A 25,203-nucleotide genomic window follows, 5' to 3' on the forward strand; every position below is an offset into this window, starting at 1 on the left:
CGTGGTCCGGCTTGCGTGGAGGCTCGGCTCACCGCCGACGGCGACTCGCCGACGCCGGCCACGGGAGCGGTGCTCATAGATGCCCCTGTGGCGAAGCCGCGGAGCCGGGGACATCACGTCGCCCGACCCCGCAGCCGTCTCAGCGCCTACTGTCCATCCTTGTGCTGGTCCTGCACCAGGTCTACGACCTCCTCGTATTTCGGCGAGTTCATGAAGTTGTCCACCGAGACGTGGATCGCATCCGGCGTCTTCTGCCGGGCTCGATCCGTGAGCTGGTTCTGCGTGATGACCAGGTCCGCCGAGGAATCGAGATTCGCGATCGCCTTGTTCACGACCGTGACACCCTCGATGCCCGCCTTCTTGATCTTGTTGCGCAGCACGCTCGCGCCCATGGCCGACGAACCCATGCCCGCGTCGCAGGCGAACACGATGTTCCGGACCTGCTTGGTGGTGAGGATGCCGCCGCTGAGCGCGCCGTCCGTCGCGCGAGCCGTCTCGGCCTCGTCGTAAGCGGCCTCGGCGTCGCGTTCGGCCTGAGCGTCGTTGCCCGCGCTGGCGCGCAGCCCGGCCAGTGCCGCCGACTCCTTGCCCTTGTTGGCCTCGGTCTGGGCGATGGCCTGGCTGAGGTCGCCGGCCAGACCGGACTCGAGGTCGCGCTTGCGCGTGGCCCGGAGGATGACCGCCGTGATCAGGAACGTGACCGTCGCGGCCAGCACCACCGAGAGGTAGACCACCAGCAGGTTGCCGATGCCACCGGCGGCGGGTCCGGCTGCCGCGGCGGTGACCGCGATGATGCTGCCGGGCGCGGCCGGGAACGCCAGGCCTCCACCGAGCAGCATGTTGGTGGTGACACCGGTCGCGCCACCGGCGATCAGGGCCAGGATCGTCATCGGCTTGCTCAGCGCATACGGGAAGTAGATCTCGTGGATGCCGCCGAAGAACTGGATGATGATCGCGCCGGGTGCCGAGGCCTTGGCCATTCCCACTCCGAAGAAGGAGAAGGCCAGCAGCAGACCCACACCGGGGCCGGGGTTGGCCTCGATGAGGAACAGGATCGACTTGCCGGTCTCGGCGGCCTGCTCGATGCCGAGGGGCGTGAACACGCCGTGGTTGATGGCGTTGTTCAGGAACAGCACCTTGGCAGGTTCGACGATGATCGACAGCAGCGGCAGCAGGTTCAGCGACACGAGCCACGCAACGGCGCCGCCCAGCGCGGCGCTGATGCCGAGCACGGCCGGTCCGAAGACGAAGAAGCCCACGATCGCCAGAAGCATGCCCAGGATGCCGGCCGAGAAGTTGTTGACGAGCATCTCGAATCCGGGCTTGATCTTGCCGTCCCAGAGCCGGTCCATCTGCTTGGTGATCCACGCCGCGAGGGGACCCATGATCATCGCGCCGAGGAACATCGGGATGTTCGTGCCGACGATCACACCCATCGTGGCGATGGCCGCGACGACACCGCCGCGTTCGCCGTAGACCATGCGACCTGCCGTGTTGGCGATCAGCAGCGGCAGCAGGTAGGTCACCATCGGGCCGACCAGTCCCACGTACTGCGGGAAGGTGCTGCCATCGGGCGCCTCGGCGAGCGCCACCATGGCGCCCTCCCAGCCGATGTCGGCTGCGTTCCCGAAACCGCCGAGCATATCGGCGACCGGATACCACTGGCCGAGCCAGCCCACCGAGATGAAGAGCATCGTGACGAAGCCCCACGCGATGAACGCGGCGATGTTCGGCATGATCATGCCGGAGAGGAAAGTGCCGAAGCGCTGGACTCCGATCCTCGCCCTGTTTCCGCCCGATACGGGCGCAGACGTCGTTGTCATAGCTGTGTCTCTCTCTCTTTCACTTTCTCAGTGGGGGTGGCCGCGGCTTCCTGCGCCGCGGCTCGGGCGGTCGCCGCATCGTTCGCAGCGAGGGCTGCCTCGGCGATGGCTTTCGCCTCGTCGAGGGAGTGTTCGAGCAATGAGGCCCGCACGTCAGCGATCGCCGTGGGCGCCATCGACAGGCTCGTGGCGCCGAGCCCGACCAGGACGACCGCCAGCAGCGGATCGGCGGCGGCTTCGCCGCAGATGCCGACGGGCTTGCCGTGGAGGCGGCCGGCGTCGCCCACTTCGCGGATCAGCCGCAGCACGGCGGGGTTCCACGGGTCCTGGAATGCCGCCACCGAGCCGAGCAGCCGGTCGGCGGCGAGCGTGTACTGGGTCAGGTCGTTCGTGCCGATCGACGCGAAGTCCGCATCGATGAGGATGCGGTCGGCCAGCAGCGCCGACGAGGGCACCTCGACCATGACGCCCGCCGTGCGGATGCCGTAGTCCCGGGCGATCGCGGTGAAGTAGCGGGCCTCCTCGACGGTGGCCACCATCGGCGCCATCACCCAGAGATCCGCGCCTCCGCCCGGAGCGGCTCGGGTCGCGGCATCCGCTTCGGCCAGGGCGGTGAGCTGCTCGCGCAGGATGTCCTCGCTGGCGCGCAGCGCACGCAGTCCGCGCAGGCCGAGCGCCGGGTTCTCCTCGTGTGCGTCGTTGAGGAACGGAAGCGGCTTGTCGGCACCGGCATCCAGAACCCGCACCACCACTTTCTTGCCCGGGAACGCCGACAGGAGCGCCTCGTACGAGACACGCTGCTGCGCGATGGTCGGAGCGCTGCTGGAACTGAGGAAGAGGAACTCGGTGCGGAACAGCCCGACGCCCTCCGCGCCGAGGGCGACGGCCTCGGCGGCACCCGCGGGATTGCCGAGGTTCGCCAGCAGCGGGATGGGCGTCCCGTCCGCCAGGGCTCCGGGGGTGATCGGAGCCGACGCGGCGGACGCGCGATCCGCCGCGCGGTTCTGCGCGCGGTCGAGCTCCTCCGCGCTGGGCTGCGTCGTGACGACGCCGGCCGCGGCATCCACGATCACCATCTCGCCGTCCGCCAGGCCGGTCGCCGCCACGGCTCCGACGACGGCGACGATGGACTTCTCCCTCGCCAGGATCGCGGTGTGCGAGGTGGGTCCGCCCTCGGTCGTGACCAGGGCGAGCACCTTGTCGAGGTCCAGGAGGGCGGTATCGGCGGGCGCGAGGTCCTTCGCGACCAGCACGAACGGATGCCCCGGGTCGGGCACGCCGGGAGGGGGAAGGCCCCGCAGCCGGGCGATGACGCGCTGGGCGACGTCGTCCAGGTCGGCGGCGCGCTCGCCGAGGTATCCGCCCATCGCGGTCAGCGTGTCGCGGAACGACGCGAACGCGTCGTGCACGCCGAATTCGGCGGTCTTGCCGGCGGCGATGCGCGTGTCGATCTCCGCCTCGAGGCTGGGGTCCTCGGCCATCATCGCCTGCGCCTCGAGCACGTCCTGGGCGGCGCCGCCGGCCTGCGCGCCGCGCTGCTCGAGCTCGCGCGCGACGGCGGTCACGGCATCCCGGACGCGCGCCGTCTCTTCGGCTGTGCTCAACGTGCTGGGGTTGTCGGCAGGAGCGGGCAGCGGTTCGGCCATGCGGGCGACAGGGCCCTGGGCCACGCCCAGCCCGATTCCCACGCCGCGCAATTCGGTCATGATCGTGCCTCTCTCGGATCGGTCATCGGCTACGGCGCATCGTGGTCGGCGGAGAGCAGGTCGCTCAGCTCGTCGAGGATGGTCTCGGCACCATCGCCCTCGGCGGTCAGGGTCACGTAATCGCCCTGTTCGATTCCCAGCGCGATCACTCCGAGGATGCTCGCCGCGTTCACCGGGGTGCCGGCGTCCTTGGAGATCGTGATCGGGATGCCGGATTCCTTCGCCGCCTGCGCGAAGAGCTTGGCCGGCCGCGCATGCAGTCCGTGCGAAGATCCGATTCGCACGGTCCGGGTCGTCGGGGGCATGTCAGTCCTCTTCCTGTCGAACGTCGGAGTCGATGCCGTGCGCTGCCGGCACGGCATCCTCGGGCTCACCCATCGCCGCGCGCACGAGCGCGAGGGTCCGCGTGCCGTCGAGGTCGGTGAAGATGTCCGGCGGCAGCAGCACGACCGCCGTGCCGCGGAGCGCGGCATCGCGTTCTATGCCCGCGATGGCATGAACGAGATGGGGTCCGACCAGCACCACATCGGCAGCATCCAGGTCGATCGGCAGCGAGATCTCGGTGCCGGCGAAGGCGATGTAGGGAAGCCCCCGATCGTGCGCCGCGTGGCGCACGCGCTGGGCGACGAACGTGCTGGACGCACCCGCACCGCAGACAACCAAGATCCTCATCGACCGGCCTCCTCCGGCCATTCTTGTGAAAACGCTGTGAACGGGCAACCAGGCATCTTTCCGGAGGGGCGGAAAGCAGGAGACCCCGACCCCCTCGGGGCCGGGGTCTCCGCGCGAGCTGCTACTGCGTGAAGTAGGCGTTGGCCTTCGCCGAGAACAGGAACACGAGACCGACGATCGCCAGCGCGCCCGCGACGACCTGGTCCCAGAAGTCGACACCGATGACGATGGCCCACACCGCGACGATCAGGTTCAGAGTGAACACGATGGCCATGATGATGCGGGCGGCGTTGCTGCCGCGGAACAATCCGAGGCTGACGGCGATCGTCAGGATGCCGACGATCAGCACCGCCCACGCGTCGATGCCGGCACCGGCGACCAACCCGACGATCGCACCGATGATCTGCACGGCACCGATGATCCATGCGATCACAGCGACGATGGTTACCCCTACGGGGCGTTCTCCTGCCATGTCCACTCCTTCTGCGAGGTATGCCGCCTGGTGGCGGCGGGATCACGGTACCGCGCCGCCCCGCGCACCGCCATGACCCGCCCGGCGCATGATTGACTGGCCGGGAACCACCGCATCGATGCGCAAGGGGACCACGTGACCAGAGCGAGACAGGACCGTGTCCTGGGTCTGCTCTCCCGCAACGGCGACTGGGTGACGGCCGCCTCGCTGGCCGACGCGCTCGGCGTCACTCCGCGGAGCGTCCGCTCCTATGTGACCGCGATCAACGCGCGCGTTCCCGACGGGGTGGCCGTCGAATCCGGCCCGCAGGGTTACCGGGCCGGCGCAGAGGCGGCGGTCGCGCTGCGCATGCCCGCGGCCATCGAGGGCGGAACCCCCCGCGACCGGCTGCACACCCTGGTGCGCGCGCTCCTCGACGCCGACGACGGCGTCGACGTGTTCGAGACCGCCGATTCGCTGCACGTCAGCCCCGCGACGCTGGATGCCGACCTGGCGCGCGTGCGCGGTCTTCTCGGGGGCACCGAGCTGACCCTGGAGCGGTCGGCGTCCCAGGCGAGGCTGCGCGGAACCGAGATGGCGCAGCGGCGGCTGCTCAGCAAACTGGCGCACGACGAGATGGAGGCCGGATCCTTCGATCTGGACGCACTGCGCCGCACGCTCGGCGAGGGTTCCGTCGGCGCCCACGCCTTCGGGCCGTTCAAGACCGAGCTCGTGGCCGAACTGGGTGCCCTCGGCTATTTCGTGAACGAGTTCGGCATCTCGGACGTCGTCATGCACATCGCGATCGCCGCGGATCGCGTCGGGCGCGATCGGGCGCTCGAAGGCGCCGCGGGCGAGGTGCCGCCCGCGCAGCAGGAGGTCGCGGCGATTCTCGCCCGGCTCGTCGAACAGCACCTCGGTGTCAGCCTCGGTGCCGGCGACCTGCAGCATCTGTCGACCCTCGTGCTCACCCGCGTGGTCGCGCCGGGCGCGTCGGCGCCGTCCGATCACGCACGCGCGCGACTGGATCCCGAAGTGGAATCGGCCGTGCGGGAGGTCGTCGAGACGGCGGCGGCCGAGTTCCTCGTCGACATCACGGACGAGGATTTCATCCTGCGTCTCGCGCTGCACGTGCAGAATCTCCAGCACCGCGCGCGCGAGCAGGCGTGGTCGCGCAACCCCCTGACGAAGTCGCTCAAGTCGACGTACCCGATGATCTTCGAGGTCGCGGTCTTCATCGCCAGCGGCTTGCAGCAGCGGCTCGGCATCCCTCTTCTGGACGACGAGATCGCGTACATCGCGATGCACGTCGGCGGCCGGCTGGAACGCAGCCGGCGCGCGGACCAGCTCCTGACCGCCACCATCGTGTGCCCCGGATACTACGAACTGCATGAACTCCTGCGCTCGAGCGTGGATCGCTCCCTGGGTCAGTCGATCGAGGTGGTCGGCGTCGAGACGCGCGTGGATCCGGACTGGGACTCGATCGACACCGACCTCGTGCTGACGACCATCGAACCCGCGGTCGCCGGCGACCGGTTCATCCGGATCCAGCCGTTCCTCACCGACGCCGATGTCGACCGGGTCCAGACCGCGGCCGCGCGGATCCGTCGGTCACGACGGCTGGCTCGGCTGCGCAAAGAGCTCGAGCGCTACTTCGTGCCGTCCGCGTTCGTGCACGGATTGGATGCCGAGGCCGGCGAAGAAGCGGTGATCAGGCACCTCGGCTCATCCCTGGTGGCGGAGGGCATCATCGATGAGGACTACATCGAGCGCACCATCGAGCGCGAACGCCTCTCCTCCACCGCCTTCACCGATGCCCTCGCCGTTCCGCACGCGCTGGGTATGACCGCGACGCGCACGGCCATCGCGGTGGGCATCGCCGACCCGTCGATTCCCTGGGGCGAGGGGCGCGTGCAGGTCGTCGCGGTCGTCGCGTTCTCGGAGACCGACCGCGAAGCGTTCCAGACGGTCTTCGAACAGTTCGTCGAGGTGTTCTCCGAGCGCGACAGCGTCCATCGCATCGTGCGTCGCAGCACGACCTTCGCGGGCTTCCTCGACGAACTCGTCGCCGTCATCGACGGCTGAACACCCGCGCACGCGCCCGGGTGTTCAGGAGATGTCGCCGGCTCAGGAGGATCCGGGGCGGATCGTCCTGACTCCGCGATAGTTCCTGCGCTCGCCGCGCCGTCATGGCGGATGCCGCGGCATCCGTCGCTCAGCGTGCGAGCCGCGACTCCAGGCCGAGCCGCACCGCGGGCCACTCCGGCGGCAGGATCGAGAACACCACGGTGTCGCGGAGCGTGCCTTCGGGACCGACGCGGTGGTTGCGCAGGATGCCGTCCTGCTTGGCTCCGAGGCGCGCGATGGCCTCGCGGGACTGACGGTTGTGCCAGTGGGTGCGGAACTCGACGGCGATCGCGTCGCACTCCTCGAACGCGTGGCCGAGCAGCAGCAGCTTGGCGGCGGTGTTGACGACCGTGCGCTGGGCGCTGACCGCGAGCCAGGTCGAGCCGATCTCCACGTGGCGGTGGGGCTGTTCGATGTTGAGGTAGCTCGTCATCCCGACCACGCGCCCCGTGTCCAGGCGCCGCACGGCCCACGGGTTGACGGAGCCGTCCTCGCGCATCGCGCGGCGCGCGCGGATCTCGGACTCGACGCCCTCGGGCGCCGGCACGGACGTGTACCAGGCGTGGTCCAGCCCGGCCGCGGCCTCGACGAGATCCTCCGCATGCTCCGACGCGAGCGGTTCGAGGCGCACGAACGCGTTCTCGAGGATGATCGGTTCGCGAAGAAGCATGCGTCGAGCCTAGGGGGCGGTCTCGTCGTGCATCGCGGCCTCGGCGGCCGCCGCGCCGGCGAGCGGATCGGTGACGTGGGATGCGGCCCGCGCCGCGGTGACCGCGCGCCGCCCGGCGGGCAGTGACACGGCCGCACCCAGCACCACGAAGGTCAGCACACCGGAGGCGACCAGCAGCCACTCGATCGGCACGACGTCGGCGAGCGGGCCGAACACCAGCATGCCCAGTGGCATTGCGAGCGCCATGACGATACCCAGGAAGCCGAAGACGCGCCCCTGACGCTCGGGCTCGACCGTCTCCTGAAGCAGCGTGGTGGACGGCGTCGAGAAGAAGGGCACCGACAGCCCGAGCAGGAACATGAAGCCGAAGAACAGCCACACGTTCGGTGAGAGCCCCATGCCGATGGAGAGCACGCCGAACACGAGCGAAGACACGATGATCATGCCGATCCGGCTGCGCTTGGCGAACAGCGCGGCCACGACGATGCCGCCCAGCACCATGCCCACGCTGAACGCGACTTCCAGGACCGCGAGGTTCACCACGTTCTGCTGCTCCCCGGCATCGAACGAACGCACCAGCATCAGCGGGGTGAGGTTGGAGGGCGCGACGATCAGCACGAAGATGAGCGCGAACAGCGCGAGCAGCCACCGCACGAACGCGTGGTGGGCGACGTACCGGACGCCGTCCACGAGGTCGGCGAAGTAGCCGGTCTCCACCTCGCCCGCCTTGCGGATGGCCGAGACCGGTACCAGCGTCAACAGCCCGATCCCGATGACCGCGGTGACGACGTCGATGAAGAAGATCGGAACGAGCGATGCCGCCGTTCCTCCGGTCGCGGCCGATGACCACGCGTAGATCGCGCCGGCGGCAGCGGGCGCGAGCAGCGCCATCGCGGACTGGATGGAACCGTTGATCCCGTTCACCCGCATCAGGTGCCGGGTGGGGGTGATCTGCGGGATCAGTGCGGATACCGCAGGCATCTGGATGCCGGCACCGGCCGATCGGATCGCCATGGTCAGGAAGATCAGCCACACCGCGTCGTAGCCGGTCGTCATGATCAGAGCGAGTGCCAGTGTCGTGGCGGCGATGGCGGCATCCGCGACGATGATGAGGTACTTGCGGTTGTGACGATCGGCCCACACCCCGCCGAAGATCGACACGATCGCCTGGGGGAGGAAGCCGAACAGGGCGGCCAGCATCATGATCACACCGGACTGGTACGTGATCGTGAGGTACCAGAACACGGCGAACTGCACCAGCATCGAGCCGAGCAGGCTGATCGTCTGTCCGCTCAGGAACAGGACGACCTTGCGCAGCCAGTGCGGCGGATCGGCGGCAGCGGCACCGACCCCGGCCGCGGCCGCGGCCGGACCGGATGCCGGCCCTGCGGCCGCGGCATCCGTCGTGCGGTCTTCGTCCATGCCCTCCGCCACCCGTCCTCGCAGCCCGCGCGCGTCAGCGCCGCTGTCTCAGCCCACCTCGTCCAGCAGAGCCCGCGCGCCCTCGTCCAGTGCGGCCAGGCGCGCCCGCGCATCGTCGGAGGAGTCGCCGCGCACGTCCAGGTAGATCTTGAGCTTGGGCTCGGTGCCGCTCGGCCGGATGATGACCCGCGACCCGTCGGTCATCCACAGGCGCAGGACATCGCCCTTGGGCAGGTCCTCCACGCCGTCCAGCAGGTCGTCCACCCGGTCGATCGCGACGCGCCCGATCGAGGACGGATGCTGCTCCCGCAGCCGCGTCATGATCCGCGCGATCGTGGAGACGTCATCGACCCGGATGGCGATCTGGCCGCTCGCGAAGAACCCGAAGGTCGCATCGAACTCCGCAAGGACGCGCGAGAGGCTCTCGCCACGCCCGCGCGCCTCGGTGACCAGCCCGAGCATCGCGATCGCGGCCGAGATGCCGTCCTTGTCGCGGACCGTGTCCGGGTTGACGAGATACCCGAGGGCCTCTTCGAACCCGAAGACGATGCCGGGCGCGCGCGAGATCCACTTGAAGCCGGTGAGGGTGGTGTGAAAGTCGAGTCCGTAGTGGTCGGCGACCGCCTTCAGCCCGGGCGAGGAGACCAGCGAGCAGGCCAGTGATGCACCCGGGGGTGCGTCGGCCTCCCGTGCGAGGCGCGCGGCACGCCACCCGAGCAGCAGGCCGATCTGGTTGCCGGTCAGCCGGCGCCATCCGCCCGGGGCGTGCGGGTCGGGAACGGCGACGGCGAGGCGGTCCGCATCGGGGTCGTTCGCGATGACGAGGTCGGCGTTGGACCTGCGGGCTGCTTCGAACGCGAGATCCATCGCGCCCGGTTCCTCCGGATTCGGGAATGCGACCGTCGGAAAGGTCCCGTCCGGATCGATCTGGCGCGTCACGGGCACGGGCTCGGGGTACCCGGCGGCCTTCAGAACGCGCGAGAGGGTGTCCCATCCCACACCGTGCATGGCGGTGTACACCCAGCTGAGCCCGCCGGCCGTCTCGGGTGCCGGGGCCACGGCGGCGGTGGCGGCGACATACGCGTCCACCAGCGATTCGGGCGCCGTCTCGTAGCCCAGCGAGCGGGGGAGCGCGCCCACGTCCCCGGCATCCGCGATGCGCTGGATGTGCGCGGCGATCTCCAGATCGGCGGGCGAGACGATCTGCGCGCCGTCATCGGCGCCGCCCAGGTACACCTTGTAGCCGTTGTCGTTCGGCGGGTTGTGGCTGGCCGTGACCATGACCCCGGCATCCGCGCCGAGATGGCGCACCGCGAACGCGAGGACCGGCGTCGGCAGCATCCGCGGCAGTAGGATCGCGCGCAGCCCGGCGCCGGCGAACAGTTCCGCGGAGTCCTGCGCGAAGACGTCCGAGTTGCGACGGCCGTCGTAGCCGATCACGACGGACGGCGTGCGCTCGCCACCTGCCCGTTCGAGGACGAACGCCGCGAGTCCGGCCGCCGCCTGTGCGACCAGCACACGGTTCATGCGATTGCTGCCCGCACCGAGCTCGCCGCGCAGCCCCGCCGTGCCGAAGGCCAGTCGCCCCGCGAAACGGTCGGCGAGCTCTGCGGCGGCCGCGGCATCCCCCCGGTCGGTCTCCTCGATCAACCCCTGCAGTTCGGCGCGAGTCCGGCTGTCGGGGTCCTGGGCGAGCCACGCATGCGCGGCGTCCAGGACGGCCTTTCCGTCGGCGCTCACATCGCCCCGATGACGCGCGCCAGCAGCGATGAGATGGCAGGCCCCGCCAGACGGCCGGCCTCCATGACCTCCTGGTGGCTCAGCGGCGTGGTCTGGATGCCGGCGGCCATGTTCGTGATGAGCGAGAAGCCCAGCACCTCCATGCCGGCCTGTCGCGCGGCGATGGCCTCTAGGGCGGTGGACATGCCGACGATGTGGCCGCCGATCGTCTTGGCCATGCGCACCTCGGCGGGCGTCTCGTACTGCGGACCCGTGAACTGGCAGTAGACGCCCTCGTCGAGGGAGGGGTCGATCGAGTGCGCGAGGTCGCGAAGGCGCATCGAGTAGAGGTCCGTCAGGTCGATGAACGTCGCGCCCTCGAGCGGGGTCGCGCCGGTGAGGTTGATGTGGTCGCTGATCAGCACGGGCGTGCCGGGCTTCCAGGTGGGCCGGATGCCACCCGCGCCGTTGGTGAGCACCATGGTCCGCGCGCCGGTGGCGGCCGCCGTGCGGACGCTGTGGACGACCCGCCGTGGGTTGCGGCCCTCGTAGAAATGCGTGCGGGCTCCGATGATCAGCACGCGCCGGCCGCGGGGCGTCAGCACGCTGCGCAGCGTGCCGACGTGGCCCTCCAGGGCGGGGCTGCTGAACCCGGTGATCTGCGTGCAGGGCAGGGTCGCGACCGTCTCGCCGATCAGCTCGGCCGCCTGCCCCCACCCGCTGCCGAGAGTGAGGGCGATGTCGTGGCGGGCGACGCCGGTGAGACGGGCGATCTCGTCCGCGGCCTCCGCCGCGATCTCGAAGGGGTCGGCCGACGGGTCATCGAGCGGGTTGGCGAAGGTCTGGGGCATGCACCCACTCTAGGAAGGCGCGGCCCCCGGAGCCAGACCGCACCCCCGGGACACCCTCAACCGGATGCCTGAGCCCTCCGTTGCCGGAGGTCGTGTTCGGCCTGGGAAGATGGGTACATGTCTTTGAGCTTCGAGCGCACCCAGAGTGTCGCGATCATCGGTGGCGGCCCCGGCGGATACGAGGCCGCGCTCGGCGCGGCCCAGCTCGGCGCGGAAGTGACCGTGATCGAGCGTGCCGGCATCGGCGGCTCGGCCGTGATCACCGACGTCGTGCCGTCCAAGACGCTGATCGCGACCGCCGATGCGGCGGTGGCGATCTCGCAGGCGGGTGATCTCGGCGTGCAGCTGTTCGCCCGGGGCGGCGAGGGGAAGCCGCTCAAGCCGGAGATCGCCATCAACCTGGTCGCGGTCAACAAACGACTGCTGTCGCTGGCGCGCCAGCAGTCCGACGACATGCGGGCATCCCTGGTGGAGGCCGGGGTCCGGCTGATCTCGGGATTCGGCCGCCTCGACAGCGACAACGCCGTCGTCGTCTCGACCGGGCCGAACGGCACGGACTTCGACCGCGTCGAGGCGGACACCCTGATCGTCTCGGTCGGCGCGTCACCGCGGGAGCTTCCGAGCGCGAAACCCGACGGGCAGCGCATCCTGACCTGGACGCAGCTGTACGACATGACCTCCCTTCCCGAGCACCTGATCGTCGTCGGCTCGGGCGTCACCGGGGCGGAGTTCGCGTCGGCGTACATGAACCTCGGATCGAAGGTCACGCTCATCTCCAGCCGTGACCAGGTTCTTCCGGGCGAGGATCGGGACGCCGCGACGGTGCTCGAGAAGGTGTTCAAACGCGGTGGCATGACCGTGCTGTCCAAGTCCCGCGCCGACACCGTCGTCCGAGATGGCGACGGCGTGCTCGTCACACTCTCGGACGGGCGAACCGTCGAGGGCAGTCACTGCCTGATGGCCGTCGGGTCGATCCCCAACACCGCGGGCATCGGGCTGGAGGCCGCCGGCGTGCAGATGACCGAGTCGGGTCACATCCAGGTCAACCGCGTCGCGCGCACCTCGGTGCCGAACATCTACGCCGCGGGCGACTGCACGACGTTCGTGCCGCTCGCCTCGGTGGCGTCGATGCAGGGCCGTACCGCGGTCTTCCACGCGCTGGGCGACGTCGTGATCCCGCTGGAGCGTCGTCGGATCACCTCGAACATCTTCACCGCCCCCGAGATCGCGACGATCGGCTGGTCCGAGCAGGACATCGTCGACGGGCTCATCGACGGCGTCGTGCACAAGCTGCCGCTGGCGGCCAACCCGCGGGCGAAGATGATGGGCACCAAGGACGGCTTCGTCAAGCTCATCGCGCGGCAAGGCAGCGGCACCGTCATCGGCGGCGTGATCGTCGGGCCGCGGGCTTCGGATCTCATCTATCCGATCGCGATCGCCGTCGACCGCCGCCTCACCGTCGACCAGCTCTCCCGCGTCTTCGCCGCCTACCCCTCGCTGAGCGGCAGCATCACCGACGCGGCCCGTGCGATGCACATCGTGGACCGCGCGAACGAAGACGGCTGAGGCCCGCTGGTCGCGCGCCGACCCAGCCTGCGGCATCCGGTCCAGAGGTCGGGCCGCAGTTCCGCGGCCTGTGCCGGTCGGCTACGAGATCGTCAGGAGCTGGTGACCGGCGGAGACGGTCGTGCCGGCGGTGGCGTTGATCGCGCCGATCACGCCGTCCTTGTGCGCCTGGATCGGCTGCTCCATCTTCATCGCCTCGAGCACGACGACCAGGTCGCCCTGAACGACCGACTGCCCGTCCTCGACGGCCACCTTGACGATCGTCGACTGCATCGGGGCCTTGACGGCATCGCCCGACGCGCCCGCGACGACGTTCGCTGCGTGCGACCGTCGTGACGGCGGCACAGCCGCGGGCCGCCCGACCGACCCGGGCGCGCTGACGATCCGATCGGGAAGGCTGACCTCGAGCCGCTTGCCGCTGACCTCGACGACGACCGTGTGCCGGGCCTCGGTCGGCTTGGGCGCATCGAGCTCACCGTCCCACGGCGGGATGTCGTTGACGAACTCCGTCTCGATCCACCGGGTGAAGACGCCGAAGTTGCCATCCTCCGCGGTGAAGGCCGGATCGCGGACCACCTTGCGGTGGAACGGCAGCACGGTGGGTAATCCCGTGACCTCGAACTCGTCCAGCGCGCGGCGCGCGCGTTCCATCGCCTCGGCGCGGTCGCGGCCGGTGACGATGATCTTGCCGAGCAGCGAGTCGAAGGCGCCGCTGACCGAATCGCCCGCGGTGACGCCGGAATCCAGCCGGATGCCGGGACCGCCGAACGTCTTGAACATGTGGATCGGACCGGGCTGGGGAAGGAATCCGCGACCCGGGTCCTCGCCGTTGACACGGAACTCGATCGAGTGACCGACCGGCACGGGGTCGTCGTAGTCCAGCGTGCCGCCCTCGGCGATGCGGAACTGCTCGCGCACCAGATCGATGCCGGTGACCTCTTCCGAGACGGGGTGCTCGACCTGCAGGCGGGTGTTGACCTCGAGGAACGAGATGGTGCCGTCGGCGCCGATGAGGAACTCGCACGTGCCGGCGCCGATGTAGCCGACCTCGCGCATGATCGCCTTCGACGACTCGTACAGCGTGCGGTTCTGCTCGTCGGTCAGGAAAGGTGCGGGGGCCTCTTCGACGAGCTTCTGGTGACGCCGCTGCAGCGAGCAGTCGCGGGTGGAGATCACGACGACGTTGCCCGCGGCATCCGCCAGGCACTGCGTCTCGACGTGCCGGGGCTTGTCGAGGTACTTCTCGACGAAGCACTCACCGCGGCCGAAGGCGGTGATCGCCTCGCGCGTCGCGGATTCGAACATCTCGGCGATCTCGTCGTACTCGCGAGCGACCTTGAGCCCGCGGCCGCCTCCGCCGAACGCGGCCTTGATCGCGATGGGCAGCCCGAACTCCTCGGCGAACGCGAGAACCTCGGCGGCATCGCTGACCGGCCCGGGCGTGCCGGGGACGAGCGGGGCGCCCACCTTCTCGGCGACGTGCCGGGCGGTGACCTTGTCGCCGAGCGCTTCGATCGCTTCGGGCGTCGGGCCGATCCAGATCAGGCCCGCCCCGATCACGGCGCGCGCGAAGGCGGCGTTCTCGGCGAGGAAGCCGTAGCCGGGGTGGACGGCGTCGGCGCCGGAACGGCGCGCGATGGAGAGGATCTTCTCGATCGACAGATACGTCTCGGCGCTGGTCGCGCCCTGCAGAGCGTACGACTCGTCCGCGAGCCGGGCGTGCAGCGCGTCCCGGTCCTGATCGGCGTAGACCGCGACGGACGATTTTCCGGCATCTCGCGCCGCGCGGATGACGCGGACTGCGATCTCGCCGCGGTTGGCGACGAGAACCTTGGCGATCTGAGGCATGGAGGCCAGCCTACCCAGGGGCCTCCGCCCGCTTTTGAGTGCACCGCACAAGAAAGACGCCAATACGTGTGGGGGAGTCTACGAGCCCGTCCGAGCATTCCTGTGCGGTTCCTCGCGGTTACCCGCGGTTCCACAGGTCTGGCCACGAGACGCCGAGCGCGCTCGCGAGCCGGCGCACCGTGGACAGCGACATGCCCACCACCGTCGACGGGTCTCCGACGACCCGATCGATGAAGGGGCCACCGAGGCTGTCGATCGTGAAGGCGCCGGCGACCTGCAGCGGTTCGCCCGATGCGACGTAGGCGGCGATCTCGGCATCGCTCACGTCGGCGGCGAAGGTGACGGATGCTTCGGCCACCGCATCCGCCTGTCGAAGCTCCGCGCCCGGGAGCACCCGGATGACGCTGTGCCCGGAGTGCAGCACGCCCGTCCGTCCGCGCATCGCGCGCCACCGCCGTGTGGCAGCCTCGGCCGTGTACGGCTTGCCCAGGATCTCGCCGTCGATCTCGAACATGGAGTCGCCGCCGATGACGATCCCGTCGAAGTCGGGGTGGTCGGCGCGGACGCGGGACGCGACATCCGCCGCCTTTCGCCGTGCGAGCAGCAGCACGTGCTCGTCGGCGGGCAGCCGTCGGCTCTCGGCCGCCTCGACCGCGGCGATGACGGCGTCCTCGTCCACGGCCGGTGCCATCGTGCGCGGCTCGATGCCCGCCTGTCGAAGCAGCATCAGGCGGGCGGGCGACGTCGAGGCGAGGAAGACCTGCATGCGTTCACGGTAGCTGTGCGGCGCGCGTGCTGTGGAATGCTCGAGACGTGGATGCCGGAGACGAACTCGACCTCGATGTGACCAGCGTCGCCCACGGCGGTGTGTTCGTCGGGCGGTTCGGCGCGGGCGCGACCACGGCGGAACCAGGCGCCGGGGAGTCAGCCGGCGCCACCCGCGGCGGGCGCGTCATCTTCGTGCCGGACGCGATCCCGGGGGAGCGCGTCCGCGTACGCCTCACGGACGTCGGGAAGAAGTCGTTCTGGCGCGGTGACGTGATCGACGTGCTCGATGCCTCGCCCCACCGGCAGCCGCACGTGTGGCGCCAGGCGGACGTCGCGGTGCCTCCGCATCTGCGCCCCGGCGGGGCGGACTTCGGGCACATCGACCTGGCCCATCAGCGCTCGCTCAAGCGCGAGGTGCTGACCGACGCTCTGCAGCGCTTCGGCGGCGTCGCGCTGCCCTTCGACCTGACCGGCCCCGTCGAGGTGTCCGACGCGGAGGGGCGGATCGTGGATGCGGAAACGCCCGACGGCACCCGGTGGCGCACCAGGGTGAGCCTGCACGTCGATGCCGACGGCCGCATCGGTCCTTACGCCGCCCGCAGCCACACGGTCGTGCCCGTCGAAGACCTTCCGCTCGCGACGGCGGCCGTCGAGCAGGCCGCGCGCCGGCAGACGCACGGCAGACCCGGCCGCATCGATCTGATCCAGCCCGCCGACGGCCGCGTCCGCGTGCTCCCGCGCCCCGATACCGTCCGGAGCGCGCCGACCCAGGCGCGAGAGGTCGTCACCGAGCGGGTCGGCACACGGGAGTTCCGGGTGGATGCCGGTGGCTTCTGGCAGGTGCACCGCCTGGCCGCCGCAACCCTCGACGCTGCCGTGCGCTCCGCGATCCGCGCCGCCGCTCCGCGCGATGCAGGGGATGCCGTTCTCGACCCGGGCGCGTGGCATCTGGACCTGTACGGCGGCGTCGGACTCTTCGCCGCCGCACTGGCCGAACTCGGTGGCGGCCGCGTCACTTCCGTCGAATCCGACACCCGTGCCACCGAACACGCCGGTGAGAACCTCGCCGAATGGGTGGGCGCCCGCGCCGAGACCGCGCGGGTCGACCGATTCCTCTCGCGGCTCGGGGCCGAGGCATCCGACCGGGAGCGCGAACGGCTCAGTCGCGGCGTCACCGTCCTGGACCCGCCCCGCTCCGGCGCGGGTCGCGAGGTCGTCGAGCGCATCGCCGCCCTGCGGCCCGCCACCGTCGTCTACGTGGCGTGCGACCCGGTCGCGCTCGCCCGTGACGTCGCGACGTTCCGCGCCGAGGGCTACGATCTGCGTCGGGTCGCCGCCTACGACATCTTCCCGAACTCGCACCACATCGAGGCGGTCGCCACGTTCGTGCGGTGAGGGCGGTGCGGTGAGACGGTGAGGACCCCTGCCCGCGGCTAGGCTGGCAGGCATGACGCGAGTGGCCCTGATCGACGATCACGAGTCCGTACGACTCGGGCTCGAGGCTGCCTGCGCGCGAGCGGACAAAGAAGTCGTGTTCTCGGGCAGCAACGTCAATGACTACCTCAGCTGGCGGGCGCTCAGCCGTTCCCTGCCGGCGGATGTCGTCGTCCTCGACCTGACGCTCGGCGACGGCACGACCGTCACCGAGAACGTCCGCCGACTGGTCTCGGACGGCTCCAGCGTCATCATCCACAGCGTCGCGGACCGGCCGGCCGCCGTCCGCGAGGCGCTGGCGGCAGGCGCCGCCGGTGTCGTCAGCAAAGGATCGCCGATAGACGACGTCATGGCCGCGATCCGGACGGTCGCCCACGGCGAGCCGCTCAACAACGTCGAGTGGGCGAGCGCCGTGGAGGGCGACCGCGCATTCGCCGACGCGCAGCTGTCCGCACGCGAGCGCGACGTGCTGCGCCTGTACGCGGCAGGACTGCCGTTGAAGGTCGTCGCAGACCGCCTGGGGGTGGCCTACTCCACGGCCAAGGAGAACATCACCCGCGTGCGCGTGAAGTACGTCGAGGTCGGCAGGCCCGCGCCGACCAAGGTCGACCTGCTGCGCCGCGCGATGGAGGACGGGATCCTGGCCGAGCCGAGCGACCGCGAAGGCGCCGGTGGTGTCGGAGCCTGAGAGCGCCCGCGCGGTTCTCGCCGACGCCTGGGGGCACATCCCTCAGACCCGTGAGACGACCGCGGGTCTGGGTTCGTTCACGCGACTGCGCATCGAGCGGATCATCTCCATCGTGGTGGGCCTGGGCAGCCTCGTGCTCGGCACGCAGGCCTTCCTGGCCGCACTCGGTTCGTCCTATCAGGAGCGTCCGGAGTGGCACCTGCCGCTCTTGCTGATGACCTTCGTGCCGCTCGCCGGCATGATCCTCGCCTGCCTCTTCGGCCGCGGGGTGCGCGTCGCCGCGGGCATCTTCGCCATCATCTATCCCCTCGCCCTCCTGCTCTGGCCGCTTGCCACATCCGGTGCGGGCGCGGACTCCGTGGCCCAGCCGTGGATCTGGTATCTCGTCAACGTCGCGACCGTGGCGAGCGTGCTCGCCTTCACGCTGCCCCTGCAGATCGTGTGGACGGTCGGCCTGCCGCTCCTGTTCGGCGTGGTGAGACTGATCCAGGGCGACTTCGAACGCATCTACTGGTTCACGGTCGCGCTGGACGTCTCGTTCGCGCTGATCCTCGGGGCGATGCTGCTCACCCTCGGGTGGGTCTTCCGTTCCGTCGCGGCGAACGTCGACGAGACGCGCGCGCGTGCCGTGCAGTCGTACGCCGCCGCCGCGGCCGCCGACGCCGCAGAGCAGGAGCGCGTCGCGGTCGCTGCGCTCATGCACGACAGCGTCCTGGCGGCCCTGATTGCCGCCGAACGCGCTCACACGCCGCGGCAGCAGACCCTCGCGGTCGCGATGGCCCGCGAGGCACTCACCCGTCTGGCCAATACCGAGCAGGACTCGGGAGAGGGCAGCGACGAGCCACGGGATGCCGCGAGCCTCGCCGATGACATCGAACGTGCCGCTCTGGAACTGGGTGTCTCGGTCCGGGCCGAGCGCACGATCGCCGAGAAGGCCCCCTCGATGCCGGGCCGCGCTGCGCGTGCCCTCGTCCTCGCCGCCACCCAGGCCGTCGCGAACGCCGCGCAGCACGCCGCCGGATCCGGCCTGGCCGTCAGCGTGGAGGGCGACGAGGACCCGCCGCGGGTCGTGGTGACCGTCCGGGACACCGGCGCGGGCTTCGACCTGGACCGCGTGCCCCACGATCGTCTCGGCATCCGTGCCTCGATCTTCGCGCGCGTCGCCGCGGTCGGCGGCACGAGCGCCATCGACTCCGATGCGGACGGCACGACCGTGCGCCTGGAATGGCACGAGGCGGCCTCATGATCAGCGTGCGGCGCATCATCGTGGTGCTGGGGGTGGCCTTCACCGCCTACCTCGCGGCACGGGGCCTGTGGTGGACGGAGTCGGTGCCGCAGCCGCTCCTGGTCTTCGCCTCCCTCAGCCTGTACCTCGTCACGACGTGGATGTGCATCCTGTGGGAGCCCCGCCGGGTCAGCGCGGTCGGCCCGGACGGCGTCGTGACCGAGGGACCGCCCGCACCCGGTTCACGCACCCGGCTGCCCTCGTGGTCGGCGGCACTGGCGCTGGCCTGCGCCGTTCTCGTTCCCAGCGCCATCGCCGTCGCGGTGGGCCCCGCTGCCCGCACCGAACCCTTCGCCACCTGGTATCTCGGCGGTATCGGCGCGCTGATGACGATCGTCATGGTGCGTCGTCGCGCATGGGTCGCCTGGACGGGGATCGCCGCCCTCGCCGTGGCTTCGATGGTGTGGATGGGGCCGCTCAACGCACTGGCGCTGGGCCTGGTGGGATCGATCGTCTGGGTCGCGGCGACGCAGCTCATGCTGCGGTCGATGGATCGCGCGGCGCGCGACACCGCACAGCTGGCGCAGCTGCAGCGGGCCGCATCCGCGTGGCAGGCATCGCAGAGCGGCCGGCAGCGGGAGCGGCGGATCCAGATCCAGCGCGCGCTCACGGTCGCCGGGCCGATTCTGACGCGCACCGTCACGTCGGGAGGAGCGCTCACCGAGACGGAGCGGACCGAGGCGCGTCTGGCGGAAGGGCGCCTGCGCGACGAGATCCGTGGGCCTCGCCTGCTGGATGATGCGGTCCACGCCGAGCTCGAGCGCGCCCGGCGCCGCGGAACCAACGTCACCGTGCTGGACGAGGGCGGCCTGGACGGGCTGGATGAGGCATCTCTCGCGATCATCCGCGGGCAGCTCGCCGAAACGCTGCGCACCGCACGCTCGGATCGTCTGTACATCCGCACATCGCCGCACGAGCGCGTCGCGGTGACCGTGGTCGGCCGGTCAGCCGCCGGTGAGGGTCTGTCCGACGAGGATGCCGTCGACCTGTGGCGGGAGATCGATCACCCCACCGCGCCGTGAGAGGGTTCCCGCTCCCCGTCCCGGCGGGGGAGGGGAGCCGGGGCGGGGAGCGAAGAAGGGGGAGGTGAGGGGCGGCGAAAACGCCCACCCCTCACCTGGCGGACAGTTACCCGAAAACCGTCCGCGTGGCCGAACCTGGAGCTTCCACGAAGGTGAGCAGGTCGACCGAACGCATTGATGCGTTCCAGCACCTCCAGTATCGGCGGGCGCGCGCCGCGGCGTCTGTAGGTATTTCGGGGGACAGCGGTCCTCGGGGCCTCGACGGTGGGGCTATTGCCCGGTCCAGCGACCCCAGCCGAGGTCGCGGTCCAGCGGCGCCCGCACTGACCGCTGCGAGAGCGACCAGGCCGTGCGGCGGGCGGTGTCATCGACCGTCGCGCCCGCCGACTCCTCGCGGTACGCCTCGGTGACGACCGCGATCAGCCCGGCCAGCTCATCGCCCGTCGGCGAGCCTCGCAGGAGGTCGACGCGCATGCTGTCCGCGGACTCCGCGGGATCGTCCGCGCCGGTCACAGCGGAATGTTCCCGTGCTTCTTGGGCGGCAGGGAGGCGCGCTTGCCGCGCAGCGATCGCAGCGCCTTGGCCACCGCCACCCGCGTCTGCGCGGGCTCGATGATGCCGTCCAGCTCCCCGCGCTCGGCGGCCAGGAACGGGGATGCGACGTCGTACGTGTACTGGTTCGCCAGCCGTGTGCGCACCGCCGCGACGTCTTCGCCGGCCTCCTCGGCGCGCTTGATCTCGCCCCGGTAGAGGATGTTGACAGCGCCCTGACCGCCCATGACCGCGATCTCGGCGGTCGGCCAGGCCAGGTTGATGTCCGCGCCGAGCTGCTTGGATCCCATCACGATGTAGGCGCCGCCGTAGGCCTTGCGGAGGATCACGGTCACCAGCGGGACGGTGGCCTCGGCGTAGGCGTAGAGCAGCTTCGCGCCACGGCGGATGACCCCTTCCCACTCCTGGTCGGTGCCGGGCAGGTAGCCGGGCACATCCACGAGGGTGAGGATCGGAACCGAGAACGCGTCGCAGAACCTGACGAAACGGCTCGCCTTCTCGCCCGCCTGGATGTTCAGGGTGCCGGCCATCTGCGACGGCTGATTGGCGATGATGCCGACCGTCCGGCCCTCGACTCGGCCGAATCCGATGACGATGTTCGGCGCGAAGAGGGGCTGCACCTCGAGGAAGTCACCCGCATCGACGATGTGCGCGATGACCTGGTGGATGTCGTAGGGCTGGTTCGCCGAATCCGGGACGATCGTGTTGAGGAAGTGGTCGGCATCCGTCGTCTCGAACTCGAAGCCGCTCTCGTACTGCGGGAGTTCGGCCATGTTGTTGTCGGGGAGGAAGCTGAGCAGCGTCCGCGCGTAGTCGATCGCGTCGTCCTCGTCTTCGGCGAGATAGTGCGCGACGCCCGAGCGGGTGTTGTGCGTGAACGCGCCGCCGAGCTCTTCCATGCCGACGTCCTCGCCGGTGACGGTCTTGATGACGTCCGGTCCGGTCACGAACATCTGGCTGGTCTTGTCGACCATGATGACGAAATCGGTGAGAGCGGGCGAGTAGACCGCACCACCGGCGGCCGGTCCCATGATGATCGAGATCTGGGGGATGACGCCCGAGGACTGGGTGTTCAGGCGGAAGATCTCGCCGTACTTGCCGAGGGCGACGACACCCTCCTGAATGCGCGCACCGCCGGAATCCAGGATGCCGATGCAGGGCATGCCGCCTCGAAGGGCGAATTCCATGACCTTGATGATCTTGTCGCCGGCGACCTCGCCGAGCGAGCCGCCGAACGTCGAGAAGTCCTGCGAGTAGACCGCGACCGTCCGCCCGTGGATCGTGCCGACGCCGGTGACGACCGAATCGCCGTACGGGCGGGACTTGTCCATGCCGAAAGCGGTGGTGCGGTGGCGCACGTACTCGTCGAACTCGACGAAGCTGCCGGTGTCGACGAGCATCTCGATGCGCTGACGCGCGGTGCCCTTTCCCTTGGCATGCTGCTTCAGCTGCGCCGCCCGTTCCGCGTCGACGACGGCCTCCTGGAACCTCGCGCGGAGGTCGGCGATCTTGCCGGCGGTCGTAAAAAGGTCGGGCTGATCAGTCACGGGTTCAACCCTATCTGCGGGGTTCGCGGGAGAGTTGGAGGCTTCGCACAAGGGCACGCGGCATCCACTGTGGACTGGGTGCTGTCGGAGTGGTCGGATGCCGGACCTCGCGCACCCGGTCGGCCGACGCACCGGCCGTTCGACGATTCCGCCGCGGCGCCGGCGTGCGTAGGGTGATCGCATGTCGTTGCCGCCTTCAGGGTACCCCCGCGCCGCCGCCGTCTCGCCGCGTCTGCAAGTCATCGAATCCACCGGGTCCACCAACGCCGACCTCCTGCGGATGGCCGGTGAGGACCCCGCACTGTGGCCGCACCTGTCCGTGCTGCTCACGACCGACCAGCGCTCCGGACGCGGGCGACTGGATCGCACCTGGACGCTCCCCGCCGGCACGGGCCTTGCGGTCTCGGTGCTCGTGCGCGTGGCCGACCTGCCGATGGCCGCGCGGGCATGGATCCCGCTCATCGCCGGTGCGGCGATGACGCGCGCGGTGCTGGATCAGCTGCGCGGCACCGGGCACACCGCCGGTCTGAAATGGCCGAACGACGTCCTGCTCGACGGCGGCAAGCTCTGCGGCATCCTGGCCGAGGTCGTACCCGGGCAGCCGGAGGCGGTGGTCATCGGAGCAGGTGTGAACACGCGCATGACGCGAGTCGATCTGCCTATCGACACCGCGACGTCCTTCGCGAACGTGGGACTGGAAGCCGACGAGGATCGGCTGCTGGCGGAGTACCTCGCCGCGCTCGACGCGCAGCTCGTCGCGCTGGGTCAGGCCGACGGCGACGCGTCGGCGTCCGGCATCCGCGGCGAGATCGAGGCCCTGTGCACGACGCTGGGTTCGGAGGTGGTCGTCTCCCTCCCGGACGGGACGAAGCTGCACGGCCGAGCCCAGCGGATCGATCAGAACGGCCGGCTCGTCGTCGTCGAAGGTGACAGCGAGACCGCCGTTTCGGCCGGAGACGTCGTCCACGTGCGCTGAGCGTGGGCGTGGCAGCCGCGACTGTCGCCGCCGCGCGCCACAATGGAAGCATGACCCAGCCGACCACGTTTGGCGGCAGATCGCCGATGGTCGTTCCCGGCGTGCCGACGCCGGAGCTGCGTGTCGCCCGGTTTCGCGCACACGCGCGCCGGCTGACGTGGTCAGCGCTGATTCTGGTGGCCGTGGCGGGAGGCGTGGGCTACTTCTACGGCAATCTCCCGGCTCCGTTCGAGGACTGGATGCTGTTGACCGCCGCCGCGGTCTTCGTGCTGTTCCTGGTGCTGCTGCCCTACCTCTCGTGGTGGGCGCACGTGTACACGATCACGACCCGGCGCGTCATCGAGCGCTCGGGCGTTCTCCGCACGCACCGACGTGAGCTGAGCCACGTGCGCGGGTACACGGTGCAGGAGCGCCGCGGCATCCTGCAGCGCATGTGGGGGACCGGCACGCTGCTGCTGAGCAACGGCGTGGACGAACCGCTGCGCCTGGCGAACATCCCCAGTGTCGCCCTGGTCCACGAGGCGCTGGTGGATCAGGTCGAGGTCAACCAGATCCTCGCGCACCGCGACGCCCAGGCGCTGCCCCCCGCTCCGCCGGAGCACCCCGGCGCCTGACCCGCCCGGAGGCGCCGCGCTGCCGTCGTTCTCGCGCTCGTGGCGTGTTCACTTGCCCTGGATGTACGCGAATCGGGCGCTTCCGCGTACATCCACGACCAGTGAACACGGCTGGTGAACACAGAAGGGCCGCCGGCCCGACCGCAGGCGTTGAACGAGCGCGGACGGCGGTGCGCGATGATGGGAGCGGAACAAGCGACGGAAGGATTCCCATGGCGTTGCGAGTCGGAGTCATCGGCGGAGGCCAGCTGGCCCGCATGATGATCGCACCCGCGGTCGAGCTCGGCCTCGATCTGCGCGTGCTGGCCGAGGAGGAGGGGATGGCGGCGTCCCTCGCGGCCACCGCCGTCGGCGACTACCGCGACGCGGCAACCGTGCTGGCGTTCGCCCGCGACGTCGACGTGGTCACCTTCGACCACGAGCACGTGCCGCAAGACGTCCTCGCGGCGCTCGTCGAGGCCGGCGTGATCGTCCGCCCCGGTCCGGACCCGCTCCGATACGCGCAGGACAAACTCCTCATGCGCGCCCGCCTGCACGAGCTCGGGATGCCGCAGCCGGAGTGGGCGGCCGTATCGAACGCCGACGAACTGCAGGGCTTCCTCGACACGCACGGCGGCCGCGCCGTCGTCAAGACGCCGCGCGGCGGCTACGACGGCAAGGGTGTCCGTGTCGTCTCGGCCGGTACCGAAGCCGACGACTGGTTCACCGCGCTCGCCGAGGACGCCCGCGGCGGCGCCCTGCTCGCCGAAGAGCTCGTCGACTTCTCACGAGAACTCGCGCAGCAGGTCGCGCGACGGCCGTCGGGGCAGATGCGGGCCTATCCGGTCGTCGAGACCGTGCAGCGCGACGGCGTCTGCGCCGAGGTCATCGCGCCCGCACCGCACGGGGCCGGCCGGCTATCGCAGGTCGCCTCACGGATCGGGCTCGGCATCGCCGAAGGACTGGATGTCACCGGGATGCTGGCCGTGGAGCTGTTCGAGACGACCGACGAGCGCCTGCTGGTGAACGAACTCGCGATGCGCCCGCACAACAGCGGCCACTGGACACAGGACGGCGCGGTCACGAGCCAGTTCGAGCAGCACCTGCGTGCGGTGCTCGACCTTCCGCTCGGTGATCCCGAGCCGAGCGCGGCCTGGTCGGTCATGGTGAACATCCTCGGCGGCCCGGAGACGGACAGCCTCGACCAGCGCTTCGCCGCGGTCATGGAGGCATACCCGGCCGCGAAGGTGCACACCTACGGCAAGGCCCCACGACCCGGACGCAAGGTCGGACACGTCACGGCCGTGGGCGAAGAGCTCGACGAGGTCGCCTACGAGGCGCGGGCCGCGGCATCCTTCTTCGAGGATTGACACCCGCTCCCTCGCCACACCGGCCGGATTGTGGCAGAACACGTGCACCAAGGACCGCGCCGTTGCGGGGTTCTTCCAGCCTTCAGCCCTAGCCTGGTCGGGTGCCCCAGCCG

22 protein-coding genes are annotated in these 25,203 nt (G+C 70.2%); 9 read left to right on the top strand and 13 right to left on the bottom strand.

Annotated features, from left to right (window positions below; all coding sequences use genetic code 11):
* Positions 1-146: 146 nt before the first annotated feature.
* The 5 genes from ABD655_RS05540 to ABD655_RS05560 form a co-directional block, all read right to left on the bottom strand.
* Positions 147-1,823 (bottom strand): PTS mannitol transporter subunit IIBC, encoded by a 1,677-nt coding sequence (locus ABD655_RS05540; RefSeq protein WP_344712258.1) that lies wholly within the window; start codon positions 1,821-1,823, stop codon positions 147-149.
* Entirely contained in the window at positions 1,820-3,529 is a 1,710-nt protein-coding gene (gene ptsP, locus ABD655_RS05545; RefSeq protein ID WP_344712260.1) for a phosphoenolpyruvate--protein phosphotransferase, read from the bottom strand. The genes ABD655_RS05540 and ptsP overlap by 4 nt, the downstream gene beginning before the upstream one ends.
* A 29-nt stretch (positions 3,530-3,558) precedes the next feature.
* Positions 3,559-3,834 (bottom strand): HPr family phosphocarrier protein, encoded by a 276-nt coding sequence (locus tag ABD655_RS05550; protein WP_344712262.1) that lies wholly within the window; start codon positions 3,832-3,834, stop codon positions 3,559-3,561.
* A 1-nt stretch (position 3,835) separates the two neighbouring features.
* A complete protein-coding gene (locus ABD655_RS05555) occupies positions 3,836-4,201 on the bottom strand; it encodes a PTS sugar transporter subunit IIB (protein WP_344712264.1) in 366 nt (121 codons plus the stop codon).
* A gap of 121 nt (positions 4,202-4,322) precedes the next feature.
* Entirely contained in the window at positions 4,323-4,673 is a 351-nt protein-coding gene (locus ABD655_RS05560; protein ID WP_344712265.1) for a hypothetical protein, read from the bottom strand.
* 135 nt (positions 4,674-4,808) lie between these two features.
* On the opposite strand from ABD655_RS05560, the gene ABD655_RS05565 reads away from it, so the two are divergent.
* On the top strand, positions 4,809-6,737 hold the full coding sequence (locus tag ABD655_RS05565) for a BglG family transcription antiterminator (protein ID WP_344712267.1): 1,929 nt from the start codon (positions 4,809-4,811) through the stop codon (positions 6,735-6,737).
* A gap of 130 nt (positions 6,738-6,867) precedes the next feature.
* On the opposite strand, the gene ABD655_RS05570 is transcribed toward ABD655_RS05565, so the two are convergent.
* Genes ABD655_RS05570 through ABD655_RS05585 form a run of 4 tightly spaced genes read right to left on the bottom strand, consistent with a single transcriptional unit; the run spans position 6,868 to position 11,441 of the window.
* Positions 6,868-7,449, bottom strand: a complete 582-nt coding sequence (locus ABD655_RS05570; RefSeq protein ID WP_344712268.1) for a GNAT family N-acetyltransferase — start codon at positions 7,447-7,449, stop codon at positions 6,868-6,870.
* Positions 7,450-7,458: 9 nt separating this feature from the next.
* Positions 7,459-8,871, bottom strand: a complete 1,413-nt coding sequence (locus ABD655_RS05575; RefSeq protein WP_344712270.1) for an MFS transporter — start codon at positions 8,869-8,871, stop codon at positions 7,459-7,461.
* Positions 8,872-8,919: 48 nt separating this feature from the next.
* Positions 8,920-10,611, bottom strand: a complete 1,692-nt coding sequence (locus ABD655_RS05580; protein WP_344712272.1) for a phospho-sugar mutase — start codon at positions 10,609-10,611, stop codon at positions 8,920-8,922.
* Positions 10,608-11,441 (bottom strand): purine-nucleoside phosphorylase, encoded by an 834-nt coding sequence (locus tag ABD655_RS05585; RefSeq protein ID WP_344712274.1) that lies wholly within the window; start codon positions 11,439-11,441, stop codon positions 10,608-10,610. The genes ABD655_RS05580 and ABD655_RS05585 overlap by 4 nt, the downstream gene beginning before the upstream one ends.
* A gap of 117 nt (positions 11,442-11,558) precedes the next feature.
* Between ABD655_RS05585 and ABD655_RS05590 the strand changes: the two genes are divergently transcribed.
* Entirely contained in the window at positions 11,559-13,007 is a 1,449-nt protein-coding gene (locus ABD655_RS05590; RefSeq protein WP_344712275.1) for an NAD(P)H-quinone dehydrogenase, read from the top strand.
* Between the two features lie 81 nt (positions 13,008-13,088).
* Here ABD655_RS05590 and ABD655_RS05595 read toward each other — a convergent pair whose 3' ends face one another.
* Both ABD655_RS05595 and ABD655_RS05600 read right to left on the bottom strand, forming a co-directional pair.
* Positions 13,089-14,855 (bottom strand): ATP-binding protein, encoded by a 1,767-nt coding sequence (locus tag ABD655_RS05595; protein WP_344712276.1) that lies wholly within the window; start codon positions 14,853-14,855, stop codon positions 13,089-13,091.
* A 118-nt stretch (positions 14,856-14,973) separates the two neighbouring features.
* Complete coding sequence (locus ABD655_RS05600) at positions 14,974-15,621, bottom strand: Maf family protein (RefSeq protein ID WP_344712277.1); 648 nt, start codon at positions 15,619-15,621, stop codon at positions 14,974-14,976.
* A gap of 47 nt (positions 15,622-15,668) precedes the next feature.
* On the opposite strand from ABD655_RS05600, the gene ABD655_RS05605 reads away from it, so the two are divergent.
* From ABD655_RS05605 to ABD655_RS05620, 4 genes are read left to right on the top strand one after another with little or no spacing between them, the layout of a single operon-like run.
* Positions 15,669-17,018: a class I SAM-dependent RNA methyltransferase gene (locus ABD655_RS05605; RefSeq protein WP_344712279.1), complete on the top strand. Its 1,350-nt coding sequence runs from the start codon at positions 15,669-15,671 to the stop codon at positions 17,016-17,018.
* A 52-nt stretch (positions 17,019-17,070) separates the two neighbouring features.
* Complete coding sequence (locus ABD655_RS05610; protein WP_344712281.1) at positions 17,071-17,745, top strand: response regulator; 675 nt, start codon at positions 17,071-17,073, stop codon at positions 17,743-17,745.
* The gene (locus tag ABD655_RS05615; protein ID WP_344712283.1) at positions 17,732-18,991 is read left to right on the top strand and encodes an ATP-binding protein; all 1,260 of its coding nucleotides are present in this window, start codon (positions 17,732-17,734) and stop codon (positions 18,989-18,991) included. Before ABD655_RS05610 ends, ABD655_RS05615 begins: the two co-directional genes overlap by 14 nt.
* Positions 18,988-20,052 (top strand): hypothetical protein, encoded by a 1,065-nt coding sequence (locus ABD655_RS05620; protein ID WP_344712285.1) that lies wholly within the window; start codon positions 18,988-18,990, stop codon positions 20,050-20,052. The genes ABD655_RS05615 and ABD655_RS05620 overlap by 4 nt, the downstream gene beginning before the upstream one ends.
* A 270-nt stretch (positions 20,053-20,322) precedes the next feature.
* Here the strand turns inward: ABD655_RS05620 and ABD655_RS05625 are convergent, their stop codons facing one another.
* Both ABD655_RS05625 and ABD655_RS05630 read right to left on the bottom strand, forming a co-directional pair.
* The gene (locus ABD655_RS05625) at positions 20,323-20,565 is read right to left on the bottom strand and encodes an acyl-CoA carboxylase subunit epsilon (protein ID WP_344712286.1); all 243 of its coding nucleotides are present in this window, start codon (positions 20,563-20,565) and stop codon (positions 20,323-20,325) included.
* A complete protein-coding gene (locus ABD655_RS05630; protein ID WP_344712287.1) occupies positions 20,562-22,151 on the bottom strand; it encodes an acyl-CoA carboxylase subunit beta in 1,590 nt (529 codons plus the stop codon). The genes ABD655_RS05625 and ABD655_RS05630 overlap by 4 nt, the downstream gene beginning before the upstream one ends.
* A gap of 181 nt (positions 22,152-22,332) precedes the next feature.
* On the opposite strand from ABD655_RS05630, the gene ABD655_RS05635 reads away from it, so the two are divergent.
* The 3 genes from ABD655_RS05635 to ABD655_RS05645 all read left to right on the top strand — a co-directional run bounded on the left by ABD655_RS05635 (position 22,333) and on the right by ABD655_RS05645 (position 25,090).
* Complete coding sequence (locus ABD655_RS05635; protein WP_344712289.1) at positions 22,333-23,127, top strand: biotin--[acetyl-CoA-carboxylase] ligase; 795 nt, start codon at positions 22,333-22,335, stop codon at positions 23,125-23,127.
* A gap of 50 nt (positions 23,128-23,177) precedes the next feature.
* Entirely contained in the window at positions 23,178-23,741 is a 564-nt protein-coding gene (locus tag ABD655_RS05640; RefSeq protein WP_344712291.1) for a PH domain-containing protein, read from the top strand.
* A 212-nt stretch (positions 23,742-23,953) separates the two neighbouring features.
* Complete coding sequence (locus ABD655_RS05645; protein WP_344712292.1) at positions 23,954-25,090, top strand: 5-(carboxyamino)imidazole ribonucleotide synthase; 1,137 nt, start codon at positions 23,954-23,956, stop codon at positions 25,088-25,090.
* Positions 25,091-25,203: the final 113 nt, after the last annotated feature.

It is taken from the genome of Microbacterium terregens (assembly GCF_039534975.1).
In the GTDB taxonomy this organism is placed as follows: Bacteria; Actinomycetota; Actinomycetes; order Actinomycetales; family Microbacteriaceae; genus Microbacterium; species Microbacterium terregens.

Excerpts from the sequence above, each read along its gene's own strand:
- ABD655_RS05540 (WP_344712258.1), bottom strand. The coding sequence starts at position 1,823 with ATGACAACGACGTCTGCGCCCGTATCGGGCGGAAACAGGGCGAGGATC.
- ptsP (WP_344712260.1), bottom strand. The coding sequence starts at position 3,529 with ATGACCGAATTGCGCGGCGTGGGAATCGGGCTGGGCGTGGCCCAGGGC.
- ABD655_RS05550 (WP_344712262.1), bottom strand. The coding sequence starts at position 3,834 with ATGCCCCCGACGACCCGGACCGTGCGAATCGGATCTTCGCACGGACTG.
- ABD655_RS05555 (WP_344712264.1), bottom strand. The coding sequence starts at position 4,201 with ATGAGGATCTTGGTTGTCTGCGGTGCGGGTGCGTCCAGCACGTTCGTC.
- ABD655_RS05560 (WP_344712265.1), bottom strand. The coding sequence starts at position 4,673 with ATGGCAGGAGAACGCCCCGTAGGGGTAACCATCGTCGCTGTGATCGCA.
- ABD655_RS05570 (WP_344712268.1), bottom strand. The coding sequence starts at position 7,449 with ATGCTTCTTCGCGAACCGATCATCCTCGAGAACGCGTTCGTGCGCCTC.
- ABD655_RS05575 (WP_344712270.1), bottom strand. The coding sequence starts at position 8,871 with ATGGACGAAGACCGCACGACGGATGCCGCGGCCGCAGGGCCGGCATCC.
- ABD655_RS05585 (WP_344712274.1), bottom strand. The coding sequence starts at position 11,441 with ATGCCCCAGACCTTCGCCAACCCGCTCGATGACCCGTCGGCCGACCCC.
- ABD655_RS05590 (WP_344712275.1), top strand. The coding sequence starts at position 11,559 with ATGTCTTTGAGCTTCGAGCGCACCCAGAGTGTCGCGATCATCGGTGGC.
- ABD655_RS05595 (WP_344712276.1), bottom strand. The coding sequence starts at position 14,855 with ATGCCTCAGATCGCCAAGGTTCTCGTCGCCAACCGCGGCGAGATCGCA.
- ABD655_RS05600 (WP_344712277.1), bottom strand. The coding sequence starts at position 15,621 with ATGCAGGTCTTCCTCGCCTCGACGTCGCCCGCCCGCCTGATGCTGCTT.
- ABD655_RS05610 (WP_344712281.1), top strand. The coding sequence starts at position 17,071 with ATGACGCGAGTGGCCCTGATCGACGATCACGAGTCCGTACGACTCGGG.
- ABD655_RS05620 (WP_344712285.1), top strand. The coding sequence starts at position 18,988 with ATGATCAGCGTGCGGCGCATCATCGTGGTGCTGGGGGTGGCCTTCACC.
- ABD655_RS05635 (WP_344712289.1), top strand. The coding sequence starts at position 22,333 with ATGTCGTTGCCGCCTTCAGGGTACCCCCGCGCCGCCGCCGTCTCGCCG.
- ABD655_RS05640 (WP_344712291.1), top strand. The coding sequence starts at position 23,178 with ATGACCCAGCCGACCACGTTTGGCGGCAGATCGCCGATGGTCGTTCCC.
- ABD655_RS05645 (WP_344712292.1), top strand. The coding sequence starts at position 23,954 with ATGGCGTTGCGAGTCGGAGTCATCGGCGGAGGCCAGCTGGCCCGCATG.